The following is a 20,855-nucleotide window of genomic DNA, read 5'->3' on the forward strand; positions in this document are numbered from 1 at the left end:
TCCGCCCCCCCATGTCCCGCACCGAACGCCTCCTGGGCCTGATGCAGACCTTGCGCTGCCATCGCCGCCCCGTCAGCGGCCGCCAACTGGCCGCCGACCTCGGCGTCAGCATCCGCACGCTGTACCGCGACATCGCCACCCTGCAATCGCAAGGCGCCGAGATCGAGGGCGAACCGGGCGTGGGCTACGTGCTGAGGCCGGGTTTCATGCTGCCGCCGCTGATGTTCAGCACCGAGGAGATCGAGGCGCTGGTGCTGGGCACCCGCTGGGTCGCGGACCGCGCCGACCCGCGCCTGGCGCAGGCCGCGAGCAACGCGCTGGCCAAGATCGGCGCCGTGCTGCCGGGCGAACTGCGCGACGGGCTGGACGCGATACCGCTGCTGGTCGGTCCCAGTTCGATGCAGGTGGTGGACCGCGTGGACCTGTCGCTGATCCGCCAGGCCATACGCTGCGAACAGAAGATCGACATCACCTACCGCGACGACAAGGGCGCCGATTCCACGCGGGTGATCTGGCCGTTCGCGCTGGGTTTTTTCGACAGCGTGCGCATCGTCATGGCCTGGTGCGAACTGCGCCAGGATTTCCGCCATTTCCGCACCGACCGCATCGCCACGCTGACGCCCGGTGAGCGTTATCCCAAGCGCCGCCATGCGCTGCTGAAGGAGTGGCGCGCGATCGATCGCACGCCAAAGAATCGCGGCTGAAAACGCGGCTGAAAGCTACTGCCAAAAACTGACAGTACCCCTGTCTAAGATGAGCGCGTCTACCACCCGGAGCGCATCATGTCAGACACCAATTTCGTGATTTTCTACGTTGAAAAACCCGCCGCCAGCGCCGCGTTCTACAGCGCCCTGCTGCAGCGTCCGCCCATGGAAAGCTCCCCCACCTTCGCGCTGTTCAGGCTGGATTCCGGCCTGATGCTGGTCCTGTGGTCGCGCTACACGGTGGAACCTGCCGCCGCCGGCCGCGGCGGCGCCACCGAACTCGCCTTCACCGTTGCTGACGCGCAGGCGCTGGACCGCCGCCACCTGGACTGGAGCCTGCGCGGCCTGCCCATCCTGCAAGCGCCCACCGACATGGATTTCGGCCGCACCTTCGTGGCGCTGGACCCCGACGGCCACCGGTTGCGCGTGTTCGCGCCGGCGCCTCAGGAACAGGCTGCGGAGCAGCCCGCGCCGGCCATGGCCAGCGCTTGAAGCGCAGTCATGCCGCGCGCTCATGAAATACGGGCCTGAGGCGCTGGCCCCAGGCCCGTGGCTGAACCGGGCGTAGCAATATCAGGAACGCTGGCCGCGCGGGGTCAGCGCCACCGTTTCGCCACGCCTGCGGAACAGCAGCTGGTACAGCACGGCCAGCACCACCAGGAAGGGCACGCCGAACACCAGCGTCATCTTGAAAACGCTGGTGAAGTAGGTGGTGGCCAAAATAGCCAGCATCGCGCCCGCGCCCAGCAGCGTCAGCACCGGAAAGCCCGGCATGCGGAACGACAGCTTGCCGCCGCCTTCGCGCGCCCAGCGGCGGCGAAAGCAGTAGTGGGTCACGAAAATCATCATCCACGTAAACAGCGCGCCAAACATCGAAATCGCCATCATCAGCGTGAACGAGGTCTCGGGGTACAGCACGTTCAGCACCGCGGCGATGGCAATGCCGCTGGTGGACAGCAGCAGCGCGTTCAGCGGCGTGCCGCTGCGCGTCAACTTGCCGAACGCGGACGGCGCATGACCGGCGCGCGACAGGCTGAACATCATGCGCGTGGTGATGTAGAGCTGGCTGTTCATGGCCGACAGCGCCGCCACCAGCACGATGAAGTTGATGACGCCTGCCGCGCCCGGGATCTCAAGCGCCTGCATCACCTTGACGAAGGGGCTGCCGCCCTTGCCGGCCTCGTCCCAGGGCACGATGGCCAGGATCAGCGCCAGCGTCAGCAGGTAGAACACCACCAGCCGGACGATGGTGGCGCGGAACGCCTGCTTGACCGCGCGCTCGGGGTCTTCGGCCTCGCCCGCCGCCACCGCGATCATCTCCACGCTGAGATAGCTGAAGATCGAGATGACCACGGCGATCCACATGCCCCAGACGCCATTCGGGAAGAACCCGCCATGCGAGGTGTACAGCGCCGTGCCGTACTGCGGATTGCCCCAGACCACGTAGGCGCCCAGGATGATGAAGGCCACGATGGCGGTGATCTTGATCGTGGAGAACCAGTATTCGACCGTGCCGAAGGTCTTGACGCTCATGGCGTTGATGAAGATCAGCACTGCCGAGAACAGGCAGACCCACTGCCAGCCGGGCACGTCCGGGAACCAGAACTTCATGTATTCCGCGACGGCCGTGACTTCGGTGCCTACCGCCAGCACCACGCAGGACCAGTACGCGTAGCGCACCAGAAATCCCGCCAGCGGGCCGACGTAGTGTTCGGCATAGGCGCCGAAGGAGCCCGAGGTGGAATGCGCCACCGTCATTTCCGCCAGGCAGCCCATCAGCAGCAACGTGATCAGGCCGCCGATGGCATAGCTGATGATCACGCTGGGTCCGGCAAAGCCGATGGCGAACTTGCTGCCCAGGAACAGGCCCGTGCCGATGGCGCCGCCGATGGCGATCATGCTCATCTGCCCCGACGTCAGCCGCCGCTTCAGGCCCTGCTCGCGTTCGGCGATCTGGCCGAATCCTTTTTGTTGTTGCATTGTCTCCTCCAGGTCCCGCGCTCTCTTTGTGGATACAGGGCCGGTTTGGCCCGCGCAATGGGGTTATGTTGCGGCGCTCAGGTCACGGCGGCGCGGTGCTTGAATTCCGGCTTGTCCCAGGAACGCGTGTCCAGCACGTCCTTCAGGATGTCGACGGCGTCCCAGACATCGGCATAGCCGAAATACAGCGGCGTCAGGCCGAAGCGCAGCACCTCGGGTTCGCGATAGTCGCCGATCACGCCGCGCGCGATCAGGGCCTGCATCACCTCGAAGCCGTTGGGATGGCGGAAGCTGACATGGCTGCCGCGGTCGGCGTGCTTGCGCGGCGTCACCAGCGTGAGCGGATGGCCGGCGCAGCGCTCTTCGACCAGCGCGATGAACAGGTCGCCCAGCGCCAGCGATTTCTTGCGCACCTCGGCCATGTCGGCGGCATGCGCCACGTCCAGGCCGCATTCCACCAGCGACAGCGACACGATAGGCTGGGTGCCGCACAGATAGCGGCGCACGCCGCCGGCGGGCTCGTAGGCCACGGTCATGTCGAACGGCCGCGTGTGGCCCCACCAGCCGGACAGCGGTTGCCAGAAGTCCTTGGTGTGGCGCGGCGCCACCCAGATGAAGGCGGGCGAACCCGGGCCGCCGTTCAGGTATTTATAGGTGCAACCCACGGCGAAGTCGGCGTCCGCGCCGTTCAGGTCCACCGGCACCGCGCCCGCGGCGTGAGCCAGGTCCCAGATCGCCAGCGCGCCGCGCTCGTGCGCCAGCGCGGTCACCGCGGCCATGTCGTGCATCTGGCCGCTGCGGTAGTTCACGTGCGACAGCAGCATCACCGCCACGGACTCGTCCAGCGCCTTTTCGAGCGGCAGTTCGTCGTCGATCAGGCGCATTTCGTAGCCCTGCTGCAGCAGGTCGATCATGCCCTGGATCATGTAGAGATCGGTCGGAAAGTTGTCGCGTTCGGACAGGATGACGCGGCGCTTGGGGTGCTGGTGCTGCTGGATGCGCAAGGCGGCGGCCAGCGCCTTGAAGATGTTCAGCGAGGTCGTGTCGGTCACGACCAGCTCGCCTTCGCGCGCGCCCAGCAGGCGGCCCAGCTTGTCGCCCAGGCGGGTGGGCAGTTCGAACCAGCCCGCGGTATTCCAGCTGCGGATCAGGCCCGAACCCCATTCCTGGCCGATCACGGCGGCGGCGCGGCCGGCGGCCTCCTTGGGCAGCACGCCCAGGGAATTGCCGTCCATGTAGAGGACGCCGGGCGGCAGGTCGAAACGGTCCTTCAGGGGCGCCAGGGGATCCTGGCGGTCGGCATTTACGCAGGCTTCACGGGTGTTCATTTTGTGCTCCGGGGGGCTATATTCTGGGTACATACTATCAGCGCGATCAGGCTGATAAATTGCAAATTCAGGCGCGGATTACCCTAGGTTTCCGCATTAAATTGCACATAATCCACTTTTTTGGAATTTGATTGCACCATGCAGATCGACGCCATAGACCAGCGCATTCTTTACCGGCTGCAAGAGAACGGCCACCTCAGCAACCAGGACCTGGCCGAGCAGGTGGCGCTGTCGCCCTCGGCCTGCCTGCGGCGGGTGCGCGCGCTGGAAGAAAGCGGGCTGATCCGCCACTATCGCGCCGTGCTGGACGCCGAAAAACTGGGGTTCGAGCTGGAGGCCATCGTCCATGTGTCGCTGGACCAGTCGCGTCCCGGCTGGCACGAGGAATTCCTGGCCGGCATCGCCCTGCATGACGAGATCACCGAGGCCAGCATCGTGACGGGCGCGTCCAACTACATCCTGACGGTGTGCACGCGCAACCTGAAGGCGTTCTCACAGTTCGTCGAAGACAAGCTCAGCAAGATCCCGGGCGTGCGGAACCTGTCCTCGCATATCGTCATGCGCAAAGTGAAGGACCGCGGCGGCATGCTGCCGCTGGCAAGCTGGCGCTAGCGGCCCGCTGAAACCCCGCTCAGGCCGAGCTCAGCCGCAGGAAGCCGAACACCGTCACGAAGTGGCAGGCGGTGCCGCCCATGACGAACAGGTGCCAGATGCCGTGGGCATGCGGCCAGCGCTGGTCGTTGGCGTAGAACAGCGTACCGGCGGTATAGACCGCCGCGCCCGCCAGCAGCCAGGCCAGCCCAGCCGCGGACAAGGCGCCCGCGATCGGCGCGGCGAACATCACGCCCAGCCAGCCCATCGCCAGATAAAGCGGCAGGGCCGGCGCCGCGCCCCGCGCCCACCACAGCTCGCGGCTGATGCCGACCGCCGCCAGCAGCCAGATCGCCACGCCCATGGCCGCGCCCCAGCCATGCTCCACCGGCCCGTAGGCCAGCGGCGTGTACGTGCCGGCGATCAGCAGGTAGATCGCGCAATGGTCGGCCTTGGCCCACCAGGCCTTGCGGCGGCCGCGCGAGCAATGGAACAGTACAGAAGAGGCATAGACGGCGATCATCGACGCGGCGAACACGGCGCAGGCAACCACCTGCCGCGTATCCACCTTGAGTTCGGCGGCGCGGGCGATCAGGGCGCCCGAAGCGGCCACCGCCAGCGCCAGGCCGGCCAGGTGCGTCGCGCCGTTGAATCGTTCGCCCTTGTACATGCACGCCCTCCGCCCGCCGGCCACGCGCCGGCGCCATCCATGATGGCGCCCTTGTGTGACAGGCCGAGGTCAGGACGCGCGGCCGTCAGGAAACGAAGTCCACCGCCGCCGGATAGCCTTCCAGCGCGCGCGCCGACAGGATCGCGCGCTGCACCGCGATCGCCATCGCCTCGGCCGCCATCACGCCCAGCAGCATCACGTTGCCCGGCTTGCCGGACGTGCCCGTGCCCAGCGCGAAGATGGTGTCGCCATCCAGCATGGTGTGGATGGGATTGATGGTGCGGGCCAGGCCGTCATGCGCCATGCCGGCGATCTTCTGCGCCTGCGCCTTGGTGAGCTTGGCGTCGGTGGCGACCAGCCCTATGGTGGTGGCGGTGCCTGGGCGCATGGACTTGGGCAAATCGCCCGCCAGGATCGCGGCGCGGGTATCCAGCAGCATCTTGCCGTCGGCGGTGCGCGCGCCTGCCAGGACGCGCCCGGTGGCCGGATCCACCACGTCGCCCACCGCATTGACCGCGACGATGGCGCCCACCGTCACGCCTGCCACGGTCAGCGAGGCGCTGCCGATGCCGCCCTTCATGGCGCGCTTGGGACCGTACAGCTTGCCCACCGTCGCGCCCGCCCCCGCGCCCACGTTGCCTTCCTGCGGCGCGGCGTCCGTGGCCGACTTGCAGGCCTGGTAGCCCGCGGCCGCGTCGGGCCGGATCGAGGCGTCGCCCACGCCCAGGTCGAACAGGATGGCCGAAGGCACGATGGGCACGTGCGCCACGCCCACGTCGAAGCCGATCTTCTTTTCTTCCAGATAGCGCATGACGCCCGAAGCCGCGTCCAGGCCGAAGGCGCTGCCGCCGGACAGCACCACGGCGTGCACTTTCTCGACCATGTTGACGGGATTGAGCAGGTCGGTCTCGCGCGTGCCCGGCGCCGCGCCGCGCACGTCGACCCCGGCGGTCGCGCCGGCCTCGGCGATGATGACGGTGCAGCCCGTGGGCCGGCGCGTGTCGGTGTAGTGCCCCACCCGCAAACCCGCCACCTGCGTGATGCTGCCGCTGCCCGGCATCAGCCGCGTGCCGTCCGCGGCCTGGGCGGGCATTGCGCTTGCTGCTGCCGCGCCTGCGGCCGCGATCATGAAAGCCCGCCTGTTCCATTGCTGTTCCACACCGATCTCCACTGAAGTCCTGCCTGGATGAACCCCGGCGGCAACGCGCCGGAGCATGGGTATCGCCATATGACTTGCCGCTATATTTTTACTATTCCTTATGCTTTGTGGAAAAATAGACGCGTTGTTAGAGTGCGGCTACGCCGGAGGGCATTGCAGGCACGGATGCTCTCCACCGAGATATCTGCCATCCGTGGAGCACCGCCATGAAACTCTTCCGTACGCTGTTCGTCGCCGGCCTCGTCCAGGTCGCCGCCTTGTCCGCGGCCCATGCCCAATCCGGACTGGACCAGATCAAATCCGCCGGCGTGTTCAAGATCGGCACCGAAGGCACCTACGCCCCCTTCACTTTCCATGACGCATCCGGCCAGCTTACCGGGTTTGACGTGGACATCGGCCGCGCCATCGCGGAACGCCTGGGCGTCAAGGCGCAATTCGTCGAAGGCAAGTGGGACGGCCTGATCGCCGGCCTGGACGCCAAGCGCTACGACGCGGTGATCAACCAGGTCGGCATCACCGACGCGCGCCGCGCCAAGTACGACTTCTCGGATCCCTACATCTCGTCGGCCGCCGTGCTGATCGTGCGCGACGACAACACCAGCATCAAATCCTTCGACGACCTGAAGGGCAAGAAATCCGCCAACACGCTGACCAGCAACTTCGGCAAGCTGGCGCAACAGCACGGCGCGGAAGTGATTGCTGTGCAGGGCTTCAATGAAGCCATCGACCTGCTGACCTCGGGTCGGGTCGAGGCCACGGTGAACGACAACCTGTCGTTCCTGGACTTCAAGAAGCAGAAGCCCAATGCCAAGGTAAAGATCGCCGCCACCGACAAGACCGCCGAGTTCAGCAATTCGGGCGTGCTGATCCGCAAGGGCAACCCCGAACTGCAGGCCGCCATCAACAAGGCGCTGGCCGACATCAAGGCGGACGGCACCTATAAGACCATCTCGGTCAAGTATTTCGGCACGGACCTGTCGGCGCAATAAGCGAGCGGAGCGCATATGACGCTACCCCCCTGGCTGCAATCCGTCCTGCCCGACTGGCTGCTGGCGCAACTCGGCAACTGGGCGGTGCCGGCCTGGGTGCAGCTGATGCTGGACTCGTTCTGGCCCCTGCTGCACGCGGGGCTGATGTTCACGGTTCCGCTGACGCTGATGTCGTTCGCGCTGGGCCTGGCGCTGGCCTTCGTGGTGGCGCTGATCCGGCTGTTCGGCCCGGCGCCGCTGGTGGCCGTGGTGCGCTTCTACGTCTGGCTGATCCGCGGCACGCCGCTGCTGGTGCAGCTGTTCGTGATCTTCTACGGCCTGCCCAGCGTCGGCATCGTGCTGGATCCGCTGCCGGCCGCGCTGATCGGCTTCACCCTCAACGTGGGCGCGTACAACTCGGAAGTGATCCGCGGCGCCATCGAGTCCATCACCAAGGGCCAATGGGAAGCGGCGTACTCGCTGAGCATGACGCGGGCGCAGGCGCTGCGCCGGACCATCCTGCCGCAGGCGGCGCGGGTGGCCGTGCCGCCCCTGTCCAATTCCTTCATCGCGCTGGTCAAGGACACCTCGCTGGCGGCGGTGCTGACTGTGCCCGAGATCTTCCAGGCGGCGCAGCGCATTGCCGCCGTCACCTATGAACCGCTGATCCTGTACACCGAGGCGGCGCTGATCTACCTGGTGTTCAGTTCCGTCCTGTCCGCCGCGCAGGTGCGCCTGGAACGGCGCTTCGGCCAGCACGCGGTCTTTACCGAGAAAAACCGATGATCCGCCTGGAAAAGATAGAAAAGGCGTTCGGCGGCAATCCCGTGCTCAAGCAGGTGGACGTGAGCATCGCCGAAGGCAGCGTCACCGCCCTGATCGGCCCGTCCGGCAGCGGCAAGAGCACCTTGCTGCGCTGCGTGAACCTGCTGGAAGTGCCGGACCGAGGCACGCTGGAGATCGGCCCGGAAACGGTGCATTTCGAACCCGGCCGCAAGCTCTCGCGCGACCAGGTCCAGCGCGTGCGCAAGCAGACCGGCATGGTGTTCCAGAACTTCCAGCTGTTCCCGCACCAGACCGTGATCGGCAATGTCATGGAAGGCCTGCTGACCGTGCAGAAGTGGCCGCTGGACCGCGCGCGCGCCCGCGCCGAGGAATTGTTGCGCAAGGTCGGCATGCTGGAAAAGCGCGACGCCTGGCCCGCCAACCTGTCGGGCGGACAGCAGCAGCGTGTGGCCATCGCCCGCGCGCTGGCGCCCGCGCCGCGCGTGCTGCTGTGCGACGAGCCGACCTCGGCGCTGGATCCGGGCCTGGCCGCCGAAGTGGTGGACGTGCTGCGCCAGCTCGCCGCCGAAGGCATGACCATGCTGATGGCCACCCACGACCTGCGCCTGGCGGCCAGCGTATCGCGCGAAGTGGTGTTCCTGCTGGATGGCACGGTGGTCGAATCCGGCGACTCGCGCACGCTGTTCAGCCAGCCGGCGGACCCGCGCACGGCGGCGTTCATATCGACGCTGACGCAGGATGCCGCGCTGTAGATCAGCCTACTTCGGCGGCAGGGACCCCGCCGGGTCGACCGCCTGGCCGTCGTAGCGCAGTTCGAAATACAGCCCGACCTGCTTGCTGTCGCTATTGCCCATTTCAGCGATCTTCTGCCCCTGGCTGACGCGCTGCCCTTCCTTGACCAGCAGCTTGCTGTTGTGGGCGTAGATGCTCAGGAAGCTGGCGTTGTGCTTGACGATGACCAGGTGGCCATAGCCGCGCAGGCCGCTGCCGGAATAGGCCACGGTGCCTTGCGCCGCGGCCACCACCGGCGTGCCAGAGGAATTGCTGATGACGATGCCGTTGGAACCCGAACCGTCATAGCCGCGCGTGACCTTGCCCTGGGCGGGCCAGACCAGCGAGATCGCCCCCGGCGGGGCGGTGCGGCGCTTGGCGGTCGAGGTAGACGACTTGGGCGAAGGGGCAGGCTTGCCGCGCGCCTTGCTGGGCGCGGTGGACGTGCTGGCCTGCCCAGCCGGCGGCGCCACCCGCAACAATTGCCCGACTTCGATGGCATTGGAATTCGACAGATTGTTCCAGCGCACCAGATTGCTCACGCTGGTGCCCTGCTTGCGCGCGATCTGGGTCAGCGTGTCGCCCGACTGCACACGGTAGTAGCCGGGCTGGACCTTGGTGGTGCCGCAGGCGGACAGCAGGGCCAGCAGCGCCACGGCCAGCACGCACATCCACAAGCGGAAGGACGGCCTGCCCCGGCGTACGGCAGCGGGCAACGTGGAAAGAGGCAGGGTCTGGGCGGACGAGGAAAGCACTGAAACCTGAGGCACTGAGTGGGATGTCGGGAGATATTTGAGTGCGTTCAAGGGTACCAAGATTTTGGCGGGCCATGGGCGCCGGCGTCAGATGCTTGCGCCGGTCGCGCGGGATAGAATGCCGCCATGACCCGCCTGATCCGCCTCCAGCACCTCGGCAGCGCCGCACGCGCGCGGGGCGTGCTGTGGCTAGCGCTTCTGGCCCTGGCCCTGCGCGCGCTGGTGCCGGCGGGCTACATGCCCGACGCCCGGGCGCTGCACGACGGCCGGCTTGAAGTCACGTTCTGCTCGGCCGCGGGCGACGTCTCCGCGCTGACGCTGGCGTTGTCGCCCGGCGACAAGAACAAGGCCGGCCACGATGCCGCCGATGCCGGCGCGCTCTACCCCTTCGGCCTGCTGGCGCACGTCGCGCCCGCTCCGGCCCCCGCGCTCACCCCCCTGCTGCTGGCCGCCGGCCGGCACGCACTGCCCGCGCCTGCCAGCGCCGCCCCGCCCGCGTCCACCGCCGCGGGACCGCCGCTGGGTTCCCGCGCTCCTCCACGCCTCGCCTGACTCCGCCTGCACGCGCGGCCCCGCCGCGCCCCTGGACGAACCGTCAACCGACGAGGTTTTCATGCATTCCCCCTTTCTGCGCGCGCCATCCGGCGCGGCGCGCTCCCATGCGCCCGATCCGCGGCGCCGCCTGCTGCTGTCCTCTGTCGCCCTGCTGGCCTTGGCAGGCTGCGGCCCCGATGCGCCCAAGCTGCACGGCATGGATCTGTCCGGCATGCCGTCCGGCGACTTCCAGCTGCAGGACACCGAGGGCCGCGAGCGCAAGCTGGCCGACTACGCCGGCCAGCCGATCATGCTGTTCTTCGGCTTCACGCAATGCCCGGACATCTGCCCCACGGCGCTGACCCGCGCCGTCGAGATCAAGAGCCTGCTGGGCGCGGACGCCAAGAAGCTGCGCGTCCTCTTCATCACCGTCGATCCCGAACGCGACACGCCGGAAATCCTGCGCGCCTATACCCAGGCCTTCGATCCCGACTTCGTCGGCCTGCGCGGCAATGCCGAGCAGACGCGCGCCGCCGCGCAATCGTTCAAGGTCTTCTACCAGAAGGTCGCGACCGGCTCGTCCTACACCATGGACCACACCGCGCTGACCTACGTCATCGACGCCAGCGGCAAGCTGCGCATCGCCCTGCGCCATCAGCAAAGCGCTCAGGAATGCGTGGACGACCTGCGCACCGTGCTCTGACCAGAATCTATATATAGAGGCAACCCTCATGAAAAACACCACGATCAAATCCCTGGCGGCCGCCTTCGCCTTCTGCGCCCTGGCCGGCGCCAGCCCTTCCGCGTTGGCCCAGGATGCCGCCCTGAAGGTGGACGACGCCTGGGTGCGCTCCACCGTGCCCAGCCAGCACGCCACCGGCGTCTTCATGCGCCTGACCTCCGCCTCCGGCGGCCGCCTGGTCGGCGTGGAATCGCAGGCCGCCAAGCACGTCGAAATCCATGAAATGGCGATGCAGGACAACGTCATGAAGATGCGCCAGGTGCCGGGCATCGCGCTGCCCGCGAACCAGACCGTGGAGCTCAAGCCCGGCGGTTATCACGTGATGCTGATCGATCTGGCCGGCCAGATCTCGCCCGGCGAGCACGTTGCCCTGACGCTCATCGTCGAGGATGCCGACAAACGCCAGCGGCGCGTGCCGGTGGACGCGGTGGCGCGTCCGCTGAACGCGGCAGCCACCCCGGCCGCCGGCCACGGCCACTGAGCCCGCAGCGTCCCCTGAAAGTGGCTTGACAGCTATGCTGCACGCCTGAAACAGCTTCATTGCAACAAGGCCGTCCTGCGTGCAACGCCGCGCCGCGCGCCGGGTCGAATTGGAAAAGGTCCGGCGCGCGCCATCGCGGCGCGCCCGGCCAGGCTTTCCCGCATCCAGGAATCGCCCGCAGGCAGCATCGCGGACGTCGGCGCGGCCGGCACGATGGCCGCAAGCTTTGATTGCCAGGAGCGTTTCATGAAGACCCTCAGCAAGACCTTATTGCTATGCGCCGGCTTGGCAGCCGCCGGGGCCGTGCAGGCCCAGACCACGCAGTACACCCACGACCTCTACGGCGACTGGCGCGTCACCTACGCCGCCCCCGCCGCCAAGACGGCGGACCAGGTCAGCGCCGAACTGGCCCAGGCCAAGGCCAACGGCCAGTACACCTTCGGCGACGAAGACTATCCTCCCCCGGTCATGTCGCACCAGTCTGAAACCCGCGCCCAGGTTGAGCAGGAATTGCAGCAGGCGCAGATCCAGGGCCAGATGGCGTCCGACGAGGAAGACTACCCGCCGCCCGCGATGGCCCATAGCGGCACCTCTGATATCCATTGAGACAGAGGCCGGAACGGTGGCAGGTCCGGGCGTCACGCAGGCATATCAGGGACACATTGATTGCCCGCTGACCGGCGGCGGCGCCTGATTCGCCATACAATGCCAGCACATCCACCGCCGGCCTGCCTGAAGGCGCGGCGGCAGCCGGCCCAGCCGCCGCGCGCCGGATGCCAGCGTTCCGCGCAGCCGGGCGCGTGCCCGCCGGCAGCCTGCCGGCACCTCTGTGTCTGGATATGCCCGGTAGTTCCGCCTTTTCATTCCTGCGTACCCTCTGCAGCCTGCGCTGGCTCGCCATCGCGGGCCAAGCCGCCACCATTCTGCTGGCCAGCAGCGTCCTGGGCCTGGCCCTGCCGCTGGAGCCGCTGTGGATCGGCGTCGGCGCGCTGATCGGCTTCAACGCCTACGCCAGCCTGCGCCTGCGCCACCGCCGCGACCTGTCCCACGCCACCGCCTTCGGCCATCTGTTCGTGGACATGGCGGTGCTGGCCTGGATGGTGGGCTGGAGCGGCGGCATCAGCAATCCCTTCGGCATGATGTTCCTGATCCTGACCGCGCTGGCGGCCCTGGCGCTGCCGCGCAACTGGGCGCTGGCCGCGGCCGTGGCGGGCATCTCGGGCTACGCGGCGGCCGCGATCTTCGGCCAGCCCCTGCGCGGCGACGTCGACACCCACACCCTGCTGCTCTGGGGCATGGGCGCCAACTTCCTGATTTCGGTGGTGGTGGTGCTGGTGTTTTCGACCCGCCTGGCCTCGGACCTGCGCGACCGCGAGCGTGAACTGGCGCGGCTGCGCGAACGCTTCACCCGCAACGAAGGCATCGTCGCCCTGGCCACCCACGCCGCGGCGATGGCGCATGAATTGAACACCCCGCTGGCAACCATGACCCTGCTGGCCGACGAGATCGCCGCCGAGGTCAAGGACGAAGACCTGCGCGCCGACGTCTCCACGCTCAGCCAGCTGCTGGCCCTGCGCCGGGAACGTATCCGCAATCTGGCGGTCCCAACCGCGGTGGACCTGGTCCGCGTGGTGGGGCAATGGCGCCTGATCCGGCCGACCATCGATCTGCAGCGCTCGGGCACCCTGCCCGGCAGCCTGCGGGTCGATCCGGCCATCGCCCACCTGCTGCAGGCCCTGCTGAACAACGCGGCGGACGCCGGCGAAGCCGCCGACGCGCCCCGCGTGGACCTGCATCTGGAGTACGGTTATGGCGCCTTGCGCGGCGAAGTCAGGGACTACGGACGGGGCTTCGATCCCGACCAGACGCTGCTGCCGGCGACCAGCCTGTTCAACAGCGGCAAGCCGGGAGGGCTGGGCGTGGGCCTGGCGCTGTCGCACGCCACGGTGGAACAGATGGGCGGCGAAATGACCATGACCGCCGCCGAAGACGGCGGCACGCGTATCCGCTTTTACCTCCCGCTGGGGAGTACCGGGACTTGAGTGCAATGAACCCAACCGATCTTGGCCTGCTGATCGACGACGACGAACTGTATGTGCGCACCCTGCAGCGCAGCCTGTCGCGCCGCGGCCTGGAAACCCGAACCGCCACCGGCATCGCCGAGGCGCTGCGCGTGGCCGAGGAAATCCGCCCCGCCTTCGCCCTGGTCGACCTGCGCCTGGGCGAAGACTCCGGCCTGACCCTGATCCGCCCGCTGCGCGCCCTGCGCGCCGACATGCGCATCCTGCTGGTCACCGGCTATGCCAGCGTGGCCACCGCCGTCGAGGCCATCAAGCGCGGCGCCGACGACTACCTGCCCAAGCCCGCCACCGCGCCGATGATCCTGCGCACCCTGGGCCTGGTGAAGCCGGAAAACGTTACGATCGAAACCACCATGACACCGTTGCACCGCCTAGAATGGGAGCACATCCACCAGGCCCTGCACGAAACCGGCGGCAACGTTTCGGCGGCGGCCCGCCTGTTGGGCATGCACCGGCGCTCCCTGCAGCGCAAACTGGCCAAGAAACCGGGGCCGGAACGCGAAGTGCTCATCGACTGATTTGTGCGGATGCGACAAATTGTCGCAGACCCCACATGTGCGGGTGCGACATATCGTCGCACCCGGGAACCTGGCAGCAAGCCCCTGCTCCCCTAGGAAAACCCTGAATCTGTTCCCCTTGGGGTGGAATCCTCCCAGGCAATGCGACCATTCGTCGCATGCTTGACCCATATCAAGCCGATAGGATGGACGTTGCTGCCTAGCAGCATTCCAGTCTGCTGCTATGCAGCATTTTCCACCTTCCATCCAAGGCTGTACGTGAAACACCCCCTCCTTGCGACCCTTACGCGCATTCTCAGCGTCGGCGCGGTCATGCTGCTTGGCGGCTGCAACATGGAAATCCTCTCCCCCAAGGGAGATATCGGCATTCAGGAAAGGACTTTGCTGTTCACGACGACCGGGCTCATGCTCATCGTCGTGATTCCGGTCATCGTCATGATCCTGGTTTTTGCCTGGAAATACCGCGCATCCAACACCAAAGCTGACTACCAGCCCAAGTGGGCCCACTCCACGGCGATCGAAATCGTGGTCTGGACCGTCCCTTGTATCATCGTGGCCATCCTGGCCGTGATCACCTGGCGCTCGACGCATGCGCTGGATCCCTACAAGCCGCTCGTGTCCGAACACAAGCCGGTGACCATCGAGGTGGTTTCGCTGGATTGGAAGTGGCTGTTCATCTACCCCGAGTACGACATCGCCACGGTCAACGAGATCGCCTTCCCGGTCGATGTTCCGGTCAATTTCCGGATCACCTCGGCCACGGTCATGAACTCGTTCTTCATCCCCCAGCTGGGCAGCCAGATCTACTCGATGGCTGGCATGGAGACCAAGCTGCACCTGAACGCGCGCGAAGCCGGCACCTACGCTGGCATCTCGGCCAACTACAGCGGCGCCGGCTTCTCCGGCATGCGCTTCAAGGCCATCGCGATGTCCCAGGACGGGTTCGACAACTGGGTCAAGGAAGCCAAGGCCGCCCCGACCGCACTGACCCCCGAGGTCTATGCAGAGCTGACCAAGCGCAGCGAGCACAACCCGGTCGTCAAGTACTCCTCGGCGCCCCCCGCCATGTTTGATTTCATTCTTGGCAGCACCATGACCAAGATGGCCGGCGTGGACTCCGCCACGTGCACCCCCACGTCGAACAATCTGATCGCAGGAATTAACTAACAATGCTCGGGAAACTCACCCTCGAGGCCATTCCGTACCATGAACCCATCGTCATGGTTACGCTGGCCGCCGTGTGCCTGGGAGGCCTAGCGGTCTTCGGCGCCATCACCTACTTCCAGAAGTGGAAGTACCTCTGGACGGAATGGCTGACCACCGTCGACCACAAGCGCATTGGCGTGATGTACATCATCGTCGCCCTGATCATGCTGCTGCGCGGCTTCGCCGACGCCATCATGATGCGTACCCAGCTGGCGGTCGCGTCCGCCGACTCGGCCGGCTTCCTGCCGCCGCACCACTACGACCAGATCTTCACCGCCCACGGCGTCATCATGATTTTCTTCATGGCGATGCCCTTCATCACCGGGCTGATGAACCTCGTGGTGCCGCTGCAGATCGGCGCCCGCGACGTGGCCTACCCGTTCCTGAACTCGCTGAGCTTCTGGCTGTTCGGCGCCGGCGTCGCGCTGATGATGATCTCGCTGTTCGTGGGCGAATTCGCCGCGACCGGCTGGCTCGCCTATCCGCCGCTCTCCGGACTGGACTACAGCCCGAGCGTGGGGGTGGACTACTACATCTGGGCGCTGCAGATATCCGGGCTGGGCACCACGCTTAGCGGCATCAACTTCATCGTGACCATCCTGCGCATGCGCGCGCCGGGCATGAGCCTGATGAAGATGCCGATCTTCACCTGGACCTCGCTGGTCACCAACGTCCTGATCGTCGCCGCCTTCCCCGTGCTGGCTGCAACGCTCGCGCTGCTGACGATGGACCGCTACCTGGGCACGCACTTCTTCACGAACGACATGGGCGGCAACGTCATGATGTACGTGAACCTGATCTGGATCTGGGGCCACCCCGAGGTCTACATCCTGGTGCTGCCGGCGTTCGGCGTGTATTCGGAAATCGTCGCCACCTTCGCCCGCAAGACCCTGTTCGGCTACAAGTCCATGGTCTACGCCACGGCCGCCATCGGCGTGCTGTCGTTCCTGGTCTGGCTGCACCACTTCTTCACCATGGGCGCGGGAGCCAACGTCAATGCCTTCTTCGGCATAGCGACAATGATCATCTCGATCCCGACGGGCGCGAAGATCTTCAACTGGCTGTTCACCATCTACCGCGGCCGTCTGCGCATCACGACGCCGGTGCTGTGGACGCTGGGCTTCATGATCGTGTTCGTCATCGGCGGCATGACCGGCGTGATGCTGGCCATCCCCGGCGTGTCGTTCGTGCTGCACAACAGCCTGTTCCTGATCGCCCACTTCCACAACACCATCATCGGTGGCGTGGTGTTCGGCTGCATCGCCGGCATGACCTACTGGTTCCCCAAGGCCTTCGGCTTCAAGCTGAATGAGCGCCTGGGCCGCTACTCGTTCTACTGCTGGTTCGTCGGCTTCTTCCTGGCCTTCATGCCCCTGTACATCCTGGGCTTCAAGGGCATGACCCGCCGCCTGAACCACTACGACAACCCCGAATGGCAGCCGTACCTGCTGGTCGCCCTGGCTGGCGCCGCGCTGATCATGCTGGGCATCTGGTTCCTGCTGCAGCAAGTGTTCGTCTCGATCCGCCAGCGCAAGCAGAACCAGGACATCACGGGCGACCCCTGGGATGGCCGTACGCTGGAATGGGCCATTTCTTCGCCCGCTCCTTTCTACAACTTCGCCCACGTGCCGCACGTTGACTCGCTGGACCAGTTCTGGGAAGACAAGCAGAACGGCAAGGCCTACAAGCGCCCGGCCAAGTACGAAGACATCCACATGCCGAAGAACACCGCCGCCGGCGTATTCATCGGCGCCTTTGGCCTGGTCATGTGCTTTGCGCTGATCTGGCACATCTGGTGGCTGTCCATCGTCGGTTTCGTCGGCATGATCGGTTCGTTCATCGTCCGCGCCTATGACCGCGACGTCGACTACTGGGTCCCGGCCGCGGAAGTCGAACGCATCGAAAACGCTCACTTTGACAAAATGCAGAAGGCCGCCTGAGCCATGATTCAAGCCGTAGCCACTCACCCCCACGCGGGTCACGACGATCACGCGCATCATGACGATGGATCCAAGACCGTATTCGGTTTCTGGGTCTATCTGATGAGCGACTTGCTGATCTTCTCGGTGCTGTTCGCCACGTTCGCGGTGTTGTTCAACGCCACCGCGGGCGGCCCGACGGGCAAGGAACTGTTCGATCTGAAGTTCGTGCTGGTCGAAACGCTGTTGCTGCTGTTCTCCAGCTTCACCTTCGGCATGGCCAACCTGAACGTGCACGCCAACAACAAGAGCCGCGCCATGGGCTGGTTGATGGTGACGTTCCTGTTCGGCGCGGGCTTCATCGCGATGGAAGTCTATGAATTCCATCACCTGATCTCGATCGGCGCCGGCCCGGGCCGCAGCGCGTACCTGTCGGCGTTCTTCACGCTGATCGGCACGCACGGCCTGCACGTCACCTTCGGCCTGATCTGGATCATCGTCCTGCTGGACATGATCCGCCGCCATGGCCTGGACTCGATCAACAAGCGTCGTCTGGCGTGCCTGAGCCTGTTCTGGCACTTCCTGGACATCGTCTGGATCTGCGTCTTCACCTTCGTCTATCTCATGGGAGCCATCTGATGTCGCACTCCGCTGCGGCCGCACACGGCCACGACGATCACGCCGCCGACCACGGCAGCCTGAAGTCCTACATCATCGGTTTCGTGCTTTCGCTGCTTCTCACCTTCGGCTCCTTCGGCCTGGTGATGAACGGCGGACTGTCCCACGCCATCACCATCGCCGGCGTGGTTGCGCTGTGCGTGCTCCAGTTGCTGGTGCAACTGGTGTACTTCCTGCACATGGGCGCATCGAAGTCGGCCCGCGACAACCTGGCCACGTTTGTCTTCACCGTCATGATCATCGCCATCATCGTCGGCGGTTCGGCATGGGTGCTGTACAACATGAACGTCAACATGGGCCACGCCATGTAATGACGGCTCGCCGTTGAAGCAAAAAAACAGGCGCCTGCGGGCGCCTGTTTTTTTGCGCGGTGATCCTGCGATCGCGTCGGCCTCAGCCGGCCGGCCGCAAACTCAGCGTGATATTGGCGCGGCGCGCCAGTTCGCTTGCGCTGACCCCCACGAAAGGCTGCACCCGAGCGCGCTGGTTCAGGTCGCAGGCGGGCGCGGCCTCGGCGCTATCCAGCACCTGCTTCACCGCGCGCGCGCCTGCCGGTCCCTGCGGGCTGCCGTCCTGGCTCGCTTGCCAGGCCAGCATGTCGGCCACCGCCGCGCCGCAGCGCCAGGGCGTGCGGTACAGGCCGGCGTCGTGTTCCAGCAGCATTTTTGCCTTGGCCTCCTGGCCCAGCCTCAGCATGATGACCAGCGGCAGCGCGTCGGGGTCGGCCACGCCCTGGATGCGGATGCCTTGATCGGTGCGATCCGACACATCGGCGCCCGCCTGCAGCCATTGCAGGTACAAGTCGTCCGGCAGCCACGGCAGGCTCAGCGGCGCGATCCGGTTGGCCAGCACGCCGGTCGCGTCGGAGGCCTGCGTCAGCGGCACGCCGGCCGCCAGCAAACGCGCCGCCGTGGCGCGCAGCCGGGCGCGCAGTTCGTCCCAATCCGGGCCGTTCTGTTTGATCGCCGCACGGACCTCGACCTGGTTCCACACGCTCAACAGGCTGGACAGCGATTCCGGCGTCAACGGCGCTTGCGGCTTGCCTGCGGCCTGGACCAACTGGTCCACCAGCGCCGGCTGCATATAGCGCGCCGCCAGGCTCAGCGCTTCGTTCAGGCCGTTGCGCTCCAGCGCCTTGCCCTCGCCGTAGCCGCCCACGGCCGGATCCGCGCCATGGACCAGCGCGAAGCTCACCCGCTCGGGAATCGGATAGGCCACCCCAGGCGCCAGCTCGCCGCCGGGGGATTCACGCAGGGCTTCCAGCAGCGGCGTTTCCCACATCGCTCGGTTGCCGTAGTACATGCGCACGTAGGCGGCGTTGATGTCCGCGCCCTTGTCCAACAGCTTTTCGGCGTACCAGAAGTTCTTCGTGCTCTGCATGGCGGCATGCAGCAGCGAGCGCCCGTTCTTCTCGCGGGCGTTCGGATTGGCCCCCTTGTCTAGAAGATAGAGCAGATTGTCCTTGTCGCCGCTGTAGTAGGAAATGCGCCGCATCAGCAGCGGCGTGCCGCCGCTGTCCACGGCATCCACGGGCGCGCCTGCGGCGATCAGCGTGTCGGCCAACGCATAGCGCTCGGCGTCCGGCCGCGAGTCCTGACCGTCCGGCAGCGCGCTGGCCAATAGCGGGTAGCCGTTGTTGGAGCCGTCGGCCCGGGCGCCTGCCGCAAGCAATATACGCACGATCTCCAGCTGCTTGCGCGCTACCGCGGCGGCCAGCGCCGGCGTGCCGTTTTCGTTGACGCCGTTGGGGTCTTGCCCGCGCGCCAATTCAGCCTGCACCGCGGCGACATCGCCGGCCTGGATCGCCTGGAAGATGGCCAGGCGCGGCCGGCAGGCCGCCGCGTCCAGGGCCGGCACGCCGAGCGCCGCGCCGATGCGGCCGGCGATGTTGCCGGGAATGGGTTCCTGCGCGGCCAGCCGGCGCGAGCAATACTGCCGGTAATCCTCGCGCGCCAAGGCCTCGAAATGGCCGCGCTTGTCGCCCGCCTTTCCTGCCTGCTGCCAGCGTGCATCGGCGCGGTTCAGGTACGCCGCCGTGCGCGCCGGATCGCGCCGCAGCACCTCGCCGAGAAAGAGGTCGGCTTCCTGCGCCTCGCCCGATTCGGCCAGCCAGAAGCCGTAGTCGTTGAAGGCCGTCAACACCTCGGGATCCTTGCCGGTGGGATCGACATCCCGATAATCGTTGCGCCAGAAGAAGCTGCGCAGCTCTCCCAGCGCGCGCCGGAACTCGGCGGTCTGCGCACGCGGAATGCCGCGGACATGCCGGTGTACGTCCAGCAGCCCGGCCTTCAGGTCCGGCCGCGGCCGATGCTCGAAGCTGATGGATTCGGGAAACGTCTTCAACAAGTCCGGGTAGTCGGCCAGCGGCGGCCGCAACGCCGCCAGGATCCGGGCTTTGCGCGCATCATCCCAGGGCTGGTCGCTGCTCACGATCGCGGCGGAATTATCCGCGGTCACCTCGTAGGCACTGCCCTCCTCGTCCACCAGAAAGCCGGTCACCCACAGATCGCCATCGTAGGAATAGCCCACCCAATAATGGCTTTCCCCGTCGCGAGGCATCCTGACCCTTACGCTCTCCTTGTCGGTCTTGATTCCGGTGGGCGAGTACATCACCAACGGTCCGGAACGAAAATCCGGCCTGAATTTCCCACCCGGCTCCCGCACATAGCGGTACAGGTACAGCCGGCTCTGCAACTCTCCGACCAGCACCGCGTCCTTGACGTTCTCGGTACCCCACACGCGCTTCTCGGGTTCCCGCAACGGATAGCGCGACAGGCGGGCGGACTCGATGACGGCGCCGATATCGGAAGCCATGGCCCACTGCGGCGCGGCGGCCAGGCCGGCCAGCGCCAACGCGACGGCGCCGAACAGGCGGGAGACTGCGGGACGGAACGGACGCGGCATGCGGAAGCTTCTGGGGACGGATGGAAAGAGGCCGATGATACGCGCCTTCCCGGCCGCGCCGCGCCGAGCGTGCGATACCG

22 protein-coding genes are annotated in these 20,855 nt (G+C 66.4%); 16 read left to right on the forward strand and 6 right to left on the reverse strand.

The genetic code is table 11. The features are described 5' to 3' along the window. Positions 1-11 precede the first annotated feature (11 nt). Entirely contained in the window at positions 12-704 is a 693-nt protein-coding gene (locus ACZ5YA_RS15570; RefSeq protein WP_118934795.1) for a helix-turn-helix transcriptional regulator, read from the forward strand. A gap of 78 nt (positions 705-782) precedes the next feature. After that, entirely contained in the window at positions 783-1,196 is a 414-nt protein-coding gene (locus ACZ5YA_RS15575; RefSeq protein ID WP_464092738.1) for a VOC family protein, read from the forward strand. 81 nt (positions 1,197-1,277) lie between these two features. On the opposite strand, the gene ACZ5YA_RS15580 is transcribed toward ACZ5YA_RS15575, so the two are convergent. Then, the gene (locus ACZ5YA_RS15580; protein WP_059377720.1) at positions 1,278-2,684 is read right to left on the reverse strand and encodes an amino acid permease; all 1,407 of its coding nucleotides are present in this window, start codon (positions 2,682-2,684) and stop codon (positions 1,278-1,280) included. Positions 2,685-2,761: 77 nt separating this feature from the next. Beyond that, entirely contained in the window at positions 2,762-4,012 is a 1,251-nt protein-coding gene (gene kynU / locus ACZ5YA_RS15585; RefSeq protein ID WP_059377717.1) for a kynureninase, read from the reverse strand. 138 nt (positions 4,013-4,150) lie between these two features. On the opposite strand from kynU, the gene ACZ5YA_RS15590 reads away from it, so the two are divergent. Continuing rightward, positions 4,151-4,624, forward strand: a complete 474-nt coding sequence (locus tag ACZ5YA_RS15590) for an Lrp/AsnC family transcriptional regulator (RefSeq protein ID WP_059377705.1) — start codon at positions 4,151-4,153, stop codon at positions 4,622-4,624. Between the two features lie 19 nt (positions 4,625-4,643). Here the strand turns inward: ACZ5YA_RS15590 and trhA are convergent, their stop codons facing one another. Both trhA and ACZ5YA_RS15600 read right to left on the reverse strand, forming a co-directional pair. Further along, positions 4,644-5,273 (reverse strand): PAQR family membrane homeostasis protein TrhA, encoded by a 630-nt coding sequence (gene trhA / locus ACZ5YA_RS15595; RefSeq protein WP_464092739.1) that lies wholly within the window; start codon positions 5,271-5,273, stop codon positions 4,644-4,646. Positions 5,274-5,358: 85 nt separating this feature from the next. After that, the gene (locus ACZ5YA_RS15600) at positions 5,359-6,402 is read right to left on the reverse strand and encodes a P1 family peptidase (RefSeq protein WP_059377950.1); all 1,044 of its coding nucleotides are present in this window, start codon (positions 6,400-6,402) and stop codon (positions 5,359-5,361) included. 236 nt (positions 6,403-6,638) lie between these two features. Here ACZ5YA_RS15600 and ACZ5YA_RS15605 point away from each other — a divergent pair, with 236 nt between their 5' ends. The 3 genes from ACZ5YA_RS15605 to ACZ5YA_RS15615 all read left to right on the forward strand — a co-directional run bounded on the left by ACZ5YA_RS15605 (position 6,639) and on the right by ACZ5YA_RS15615 (position 8,938). Further along, a complete protein-coding gene (locus ACZ5YA_RS15605) occupies positions 6,639-7,421 on the forward strand; it encodes an amino acid ABC transporter substrate-binding protein (RefSeq protein ID WP_013395870.1) in 783 nt (260 codons plus the stop codon). Positions 7,422-7,505: 84 nt separating this feature from the next. After that, the gene (locus ACZ5YA_RS15610; RefSeq protein ID WP_054452260.1) at positions 7,506-8,186 is read left to right on the forward strand and encodes an ABC transporter permease subunit; all 681 of its coding nucleotides are present in this window, start codon (positions 7,506-7,508) and stop codon (positions 8,184-8,186) included. After that, the gene (locus tag ACZ5YA_RS15615; RefSeq protein ID WP_251880980.1) at positions 8,183-8,938 is read left to right on the forward strand and encodes an amino acid ABC transporter ATP-binding protein; all 756 of its coding nucleotides are present in this window, start codon (positions 8,183-8,185) and stop codon (positions 8,936-8,938) included. Before ACZ5YA_RS15610 ends, ACZ5YA_RS15615 begins: the two co-directional genes overlap by 4 nt. Before the next feature lie 6 nt (positions 8,939-8,944). Here the strand turns inward: ACZ5YA_RS15615 and ACZ5YA_RS15620 are convergent, their stop codons facing one another. Next, a complete protein-coding gene (locus ACZ5YA_RS15620; protein WP_059377697.1) occupies positions 8,945-9,628 on the reverse strand; it encodes a M23 family metallopeptidase in 684 nt (227 codons plus the stop codon). Between the two features lie 264 nt (positions 9,629-9,892). Here ACZ5YA_RS15620 and ACZ5YA_RS15625 point away from each other — a divergent pair, with 264 nt between their 5' ends. The 10 genes from ACZ5YA_RS15625 to cyoD all read left to right on the forward strand — a co-directional run bounded on the left by ACZ5YA_RS15625 (position 9,893) and on the right by cyoD (position 18,182). Continuing rightward, positions 9,893-10,264, forward strand: coding sequence for a DUF2946 family protein (locus tag ACZ5YA_RS15625; RefSeq protein WP_464092740.1), 372 nt, complete (start codon positions 9,893-9,895; stop codon positions 10,262-10,264). 61 nt (positions 10,265-10,325) lie between these two features. Further along, complete coding sequence (locus ACZ5YA_RS15630; protein ID WP_280014664.1) at positions 10,326-10,949, forward strand: SCO family protein; 624 nt, start codon at positions 10,326-10,328, stop codon at positions 10,947-10,949. A 28-nt stretch (positions 10,950-10,977) separates the two neighbouring features. Continuing rightward, positions 10,978-11,469: a copper chaperone PCu(A)C gene (locus ACZ5YA_RS15635; RefSeq protein ID WP_464092741.1), complete on the forward strand. Its 492-nt coding sequence runs from the start codon at positions 10,978-10,980 to the stop codon at positions 11,467-11,469. 246 nt (positions 11,470-11,715) lie between these two features. Then, positions 11,716-12,075, forward strand: coding sequence for a DUF4148 domain-containing protein (locus ACZ5YA_RS15640; protein ID WP_059377687.1), 360 nt, complete (start codon positions 11,716-11,718; stop codon positions 12,073-12,075). A 233-nt stretch (positions 12,076-12,308) separates the two neighbouring features. After that, positions 12,309-13,511 (forward strand): ATP-binding protein, encoded by a 1,203-nt coding sequence (locus tag ACZ5YA_RS15645; protein WP_464092742.1) that lies wholly within the window; start codon positions 12,309-12,311, stop codon positions 13,509-13,511. 5 nt (positions 13,512-13,516) lie between these two features. After that, positions 13,517-14,068 carry a response regulator transcription factor gene (locus tag ACZ5YA_RS15650; RefSeq protein ID WP_042794894.1) on the forward strand — a complete coding sequence of 184 codons (552 nt, stop codon included), beginning with the start codon at positions 13,517-13,519 and terminating at the stop codon, positions 14,066-14,068. Between the two features lie 258 nt (positions 14,069-14,326). Further along, positions 14,327-15,235 carry a ubiquinol oxidase subunit II gene (gene cyoA, locus ACZ5YA_RS15655; RefSeq protein ID WP_054451657.1) on the forward strand — a complete coding sequence of 303 codons (909 nt, stop codon included), beginning with the start codon at positions 14,327-14,329 and terminating at the stop codon, positions 15,233-15,235. A gap of 2 nt (positions 15,236-15,237) precedes the next feature. Further along, positions 15,238-17,214 carry a cytochrome o ubiquinol oxidase subunit I gene (gene cyoB, locus ACZ5YA_RS15660; RefSeq protein ID WP_054451658.1) on the forward strand — a complete coding sequence of 659 codons (1,977 nt, stop codon included), beginning with the start codon at positions 15,238-15,240 and terminating at the stop codon, positions 17,212-17,214. 3 nt (positions 17,215-17,217) lie between these two features. After that, a complete protein-coding gene (gene cyoC / locus ACZ5YA_RS15665) occupies positions 17,218-17,832 on the forward strand; it encodes a cytochrome o ubiquinol oxidase subunit III (RefSeq protein WP_042794897.1) in 615 nt (204 codons plus the stop codon). Further along, positions 17,832-18,182, forward strand: a complete 351-nt coding sequence (gene cyoD / locus ACZ5YA_RS15670; RefSeq protein WP_054451659.1) for a cytochrome o ubiquinol oxidase subunit IV — start codon at positions 17,832-17,834, stop codon at positions 18,180-18,182. Before cyoC ends, cyoD begins: the two co-directional genes overlap by 1 nt. A gap of 82 nt (positions 18,183-18,264) precedes the next feature. Here the strand turns inward: cyoD and ACZ5YA_RS15675 are convergent, their stop codons facing one another. After that, positions 18,265-20,775 carry an ankyrin repeat domain-containing protein gene (locus ACZ5YA_RS15675; RefSeq protein ID WP_464092743.1) on the reverse strand — a complete coding sequence of 837 codons (2,511 nt, stop codon included), beginning with the start codon at positions 20,773-20,775 and terminating at the stop codon, positions 18,265-18,267. Between the last annotated feature and the right edge of the window lie 80 nt (positions 20,776-20,855).

The sequence above is a fragment of the Achromobacter sp. JCM 18799 genome, assembly GCF_055395645.1.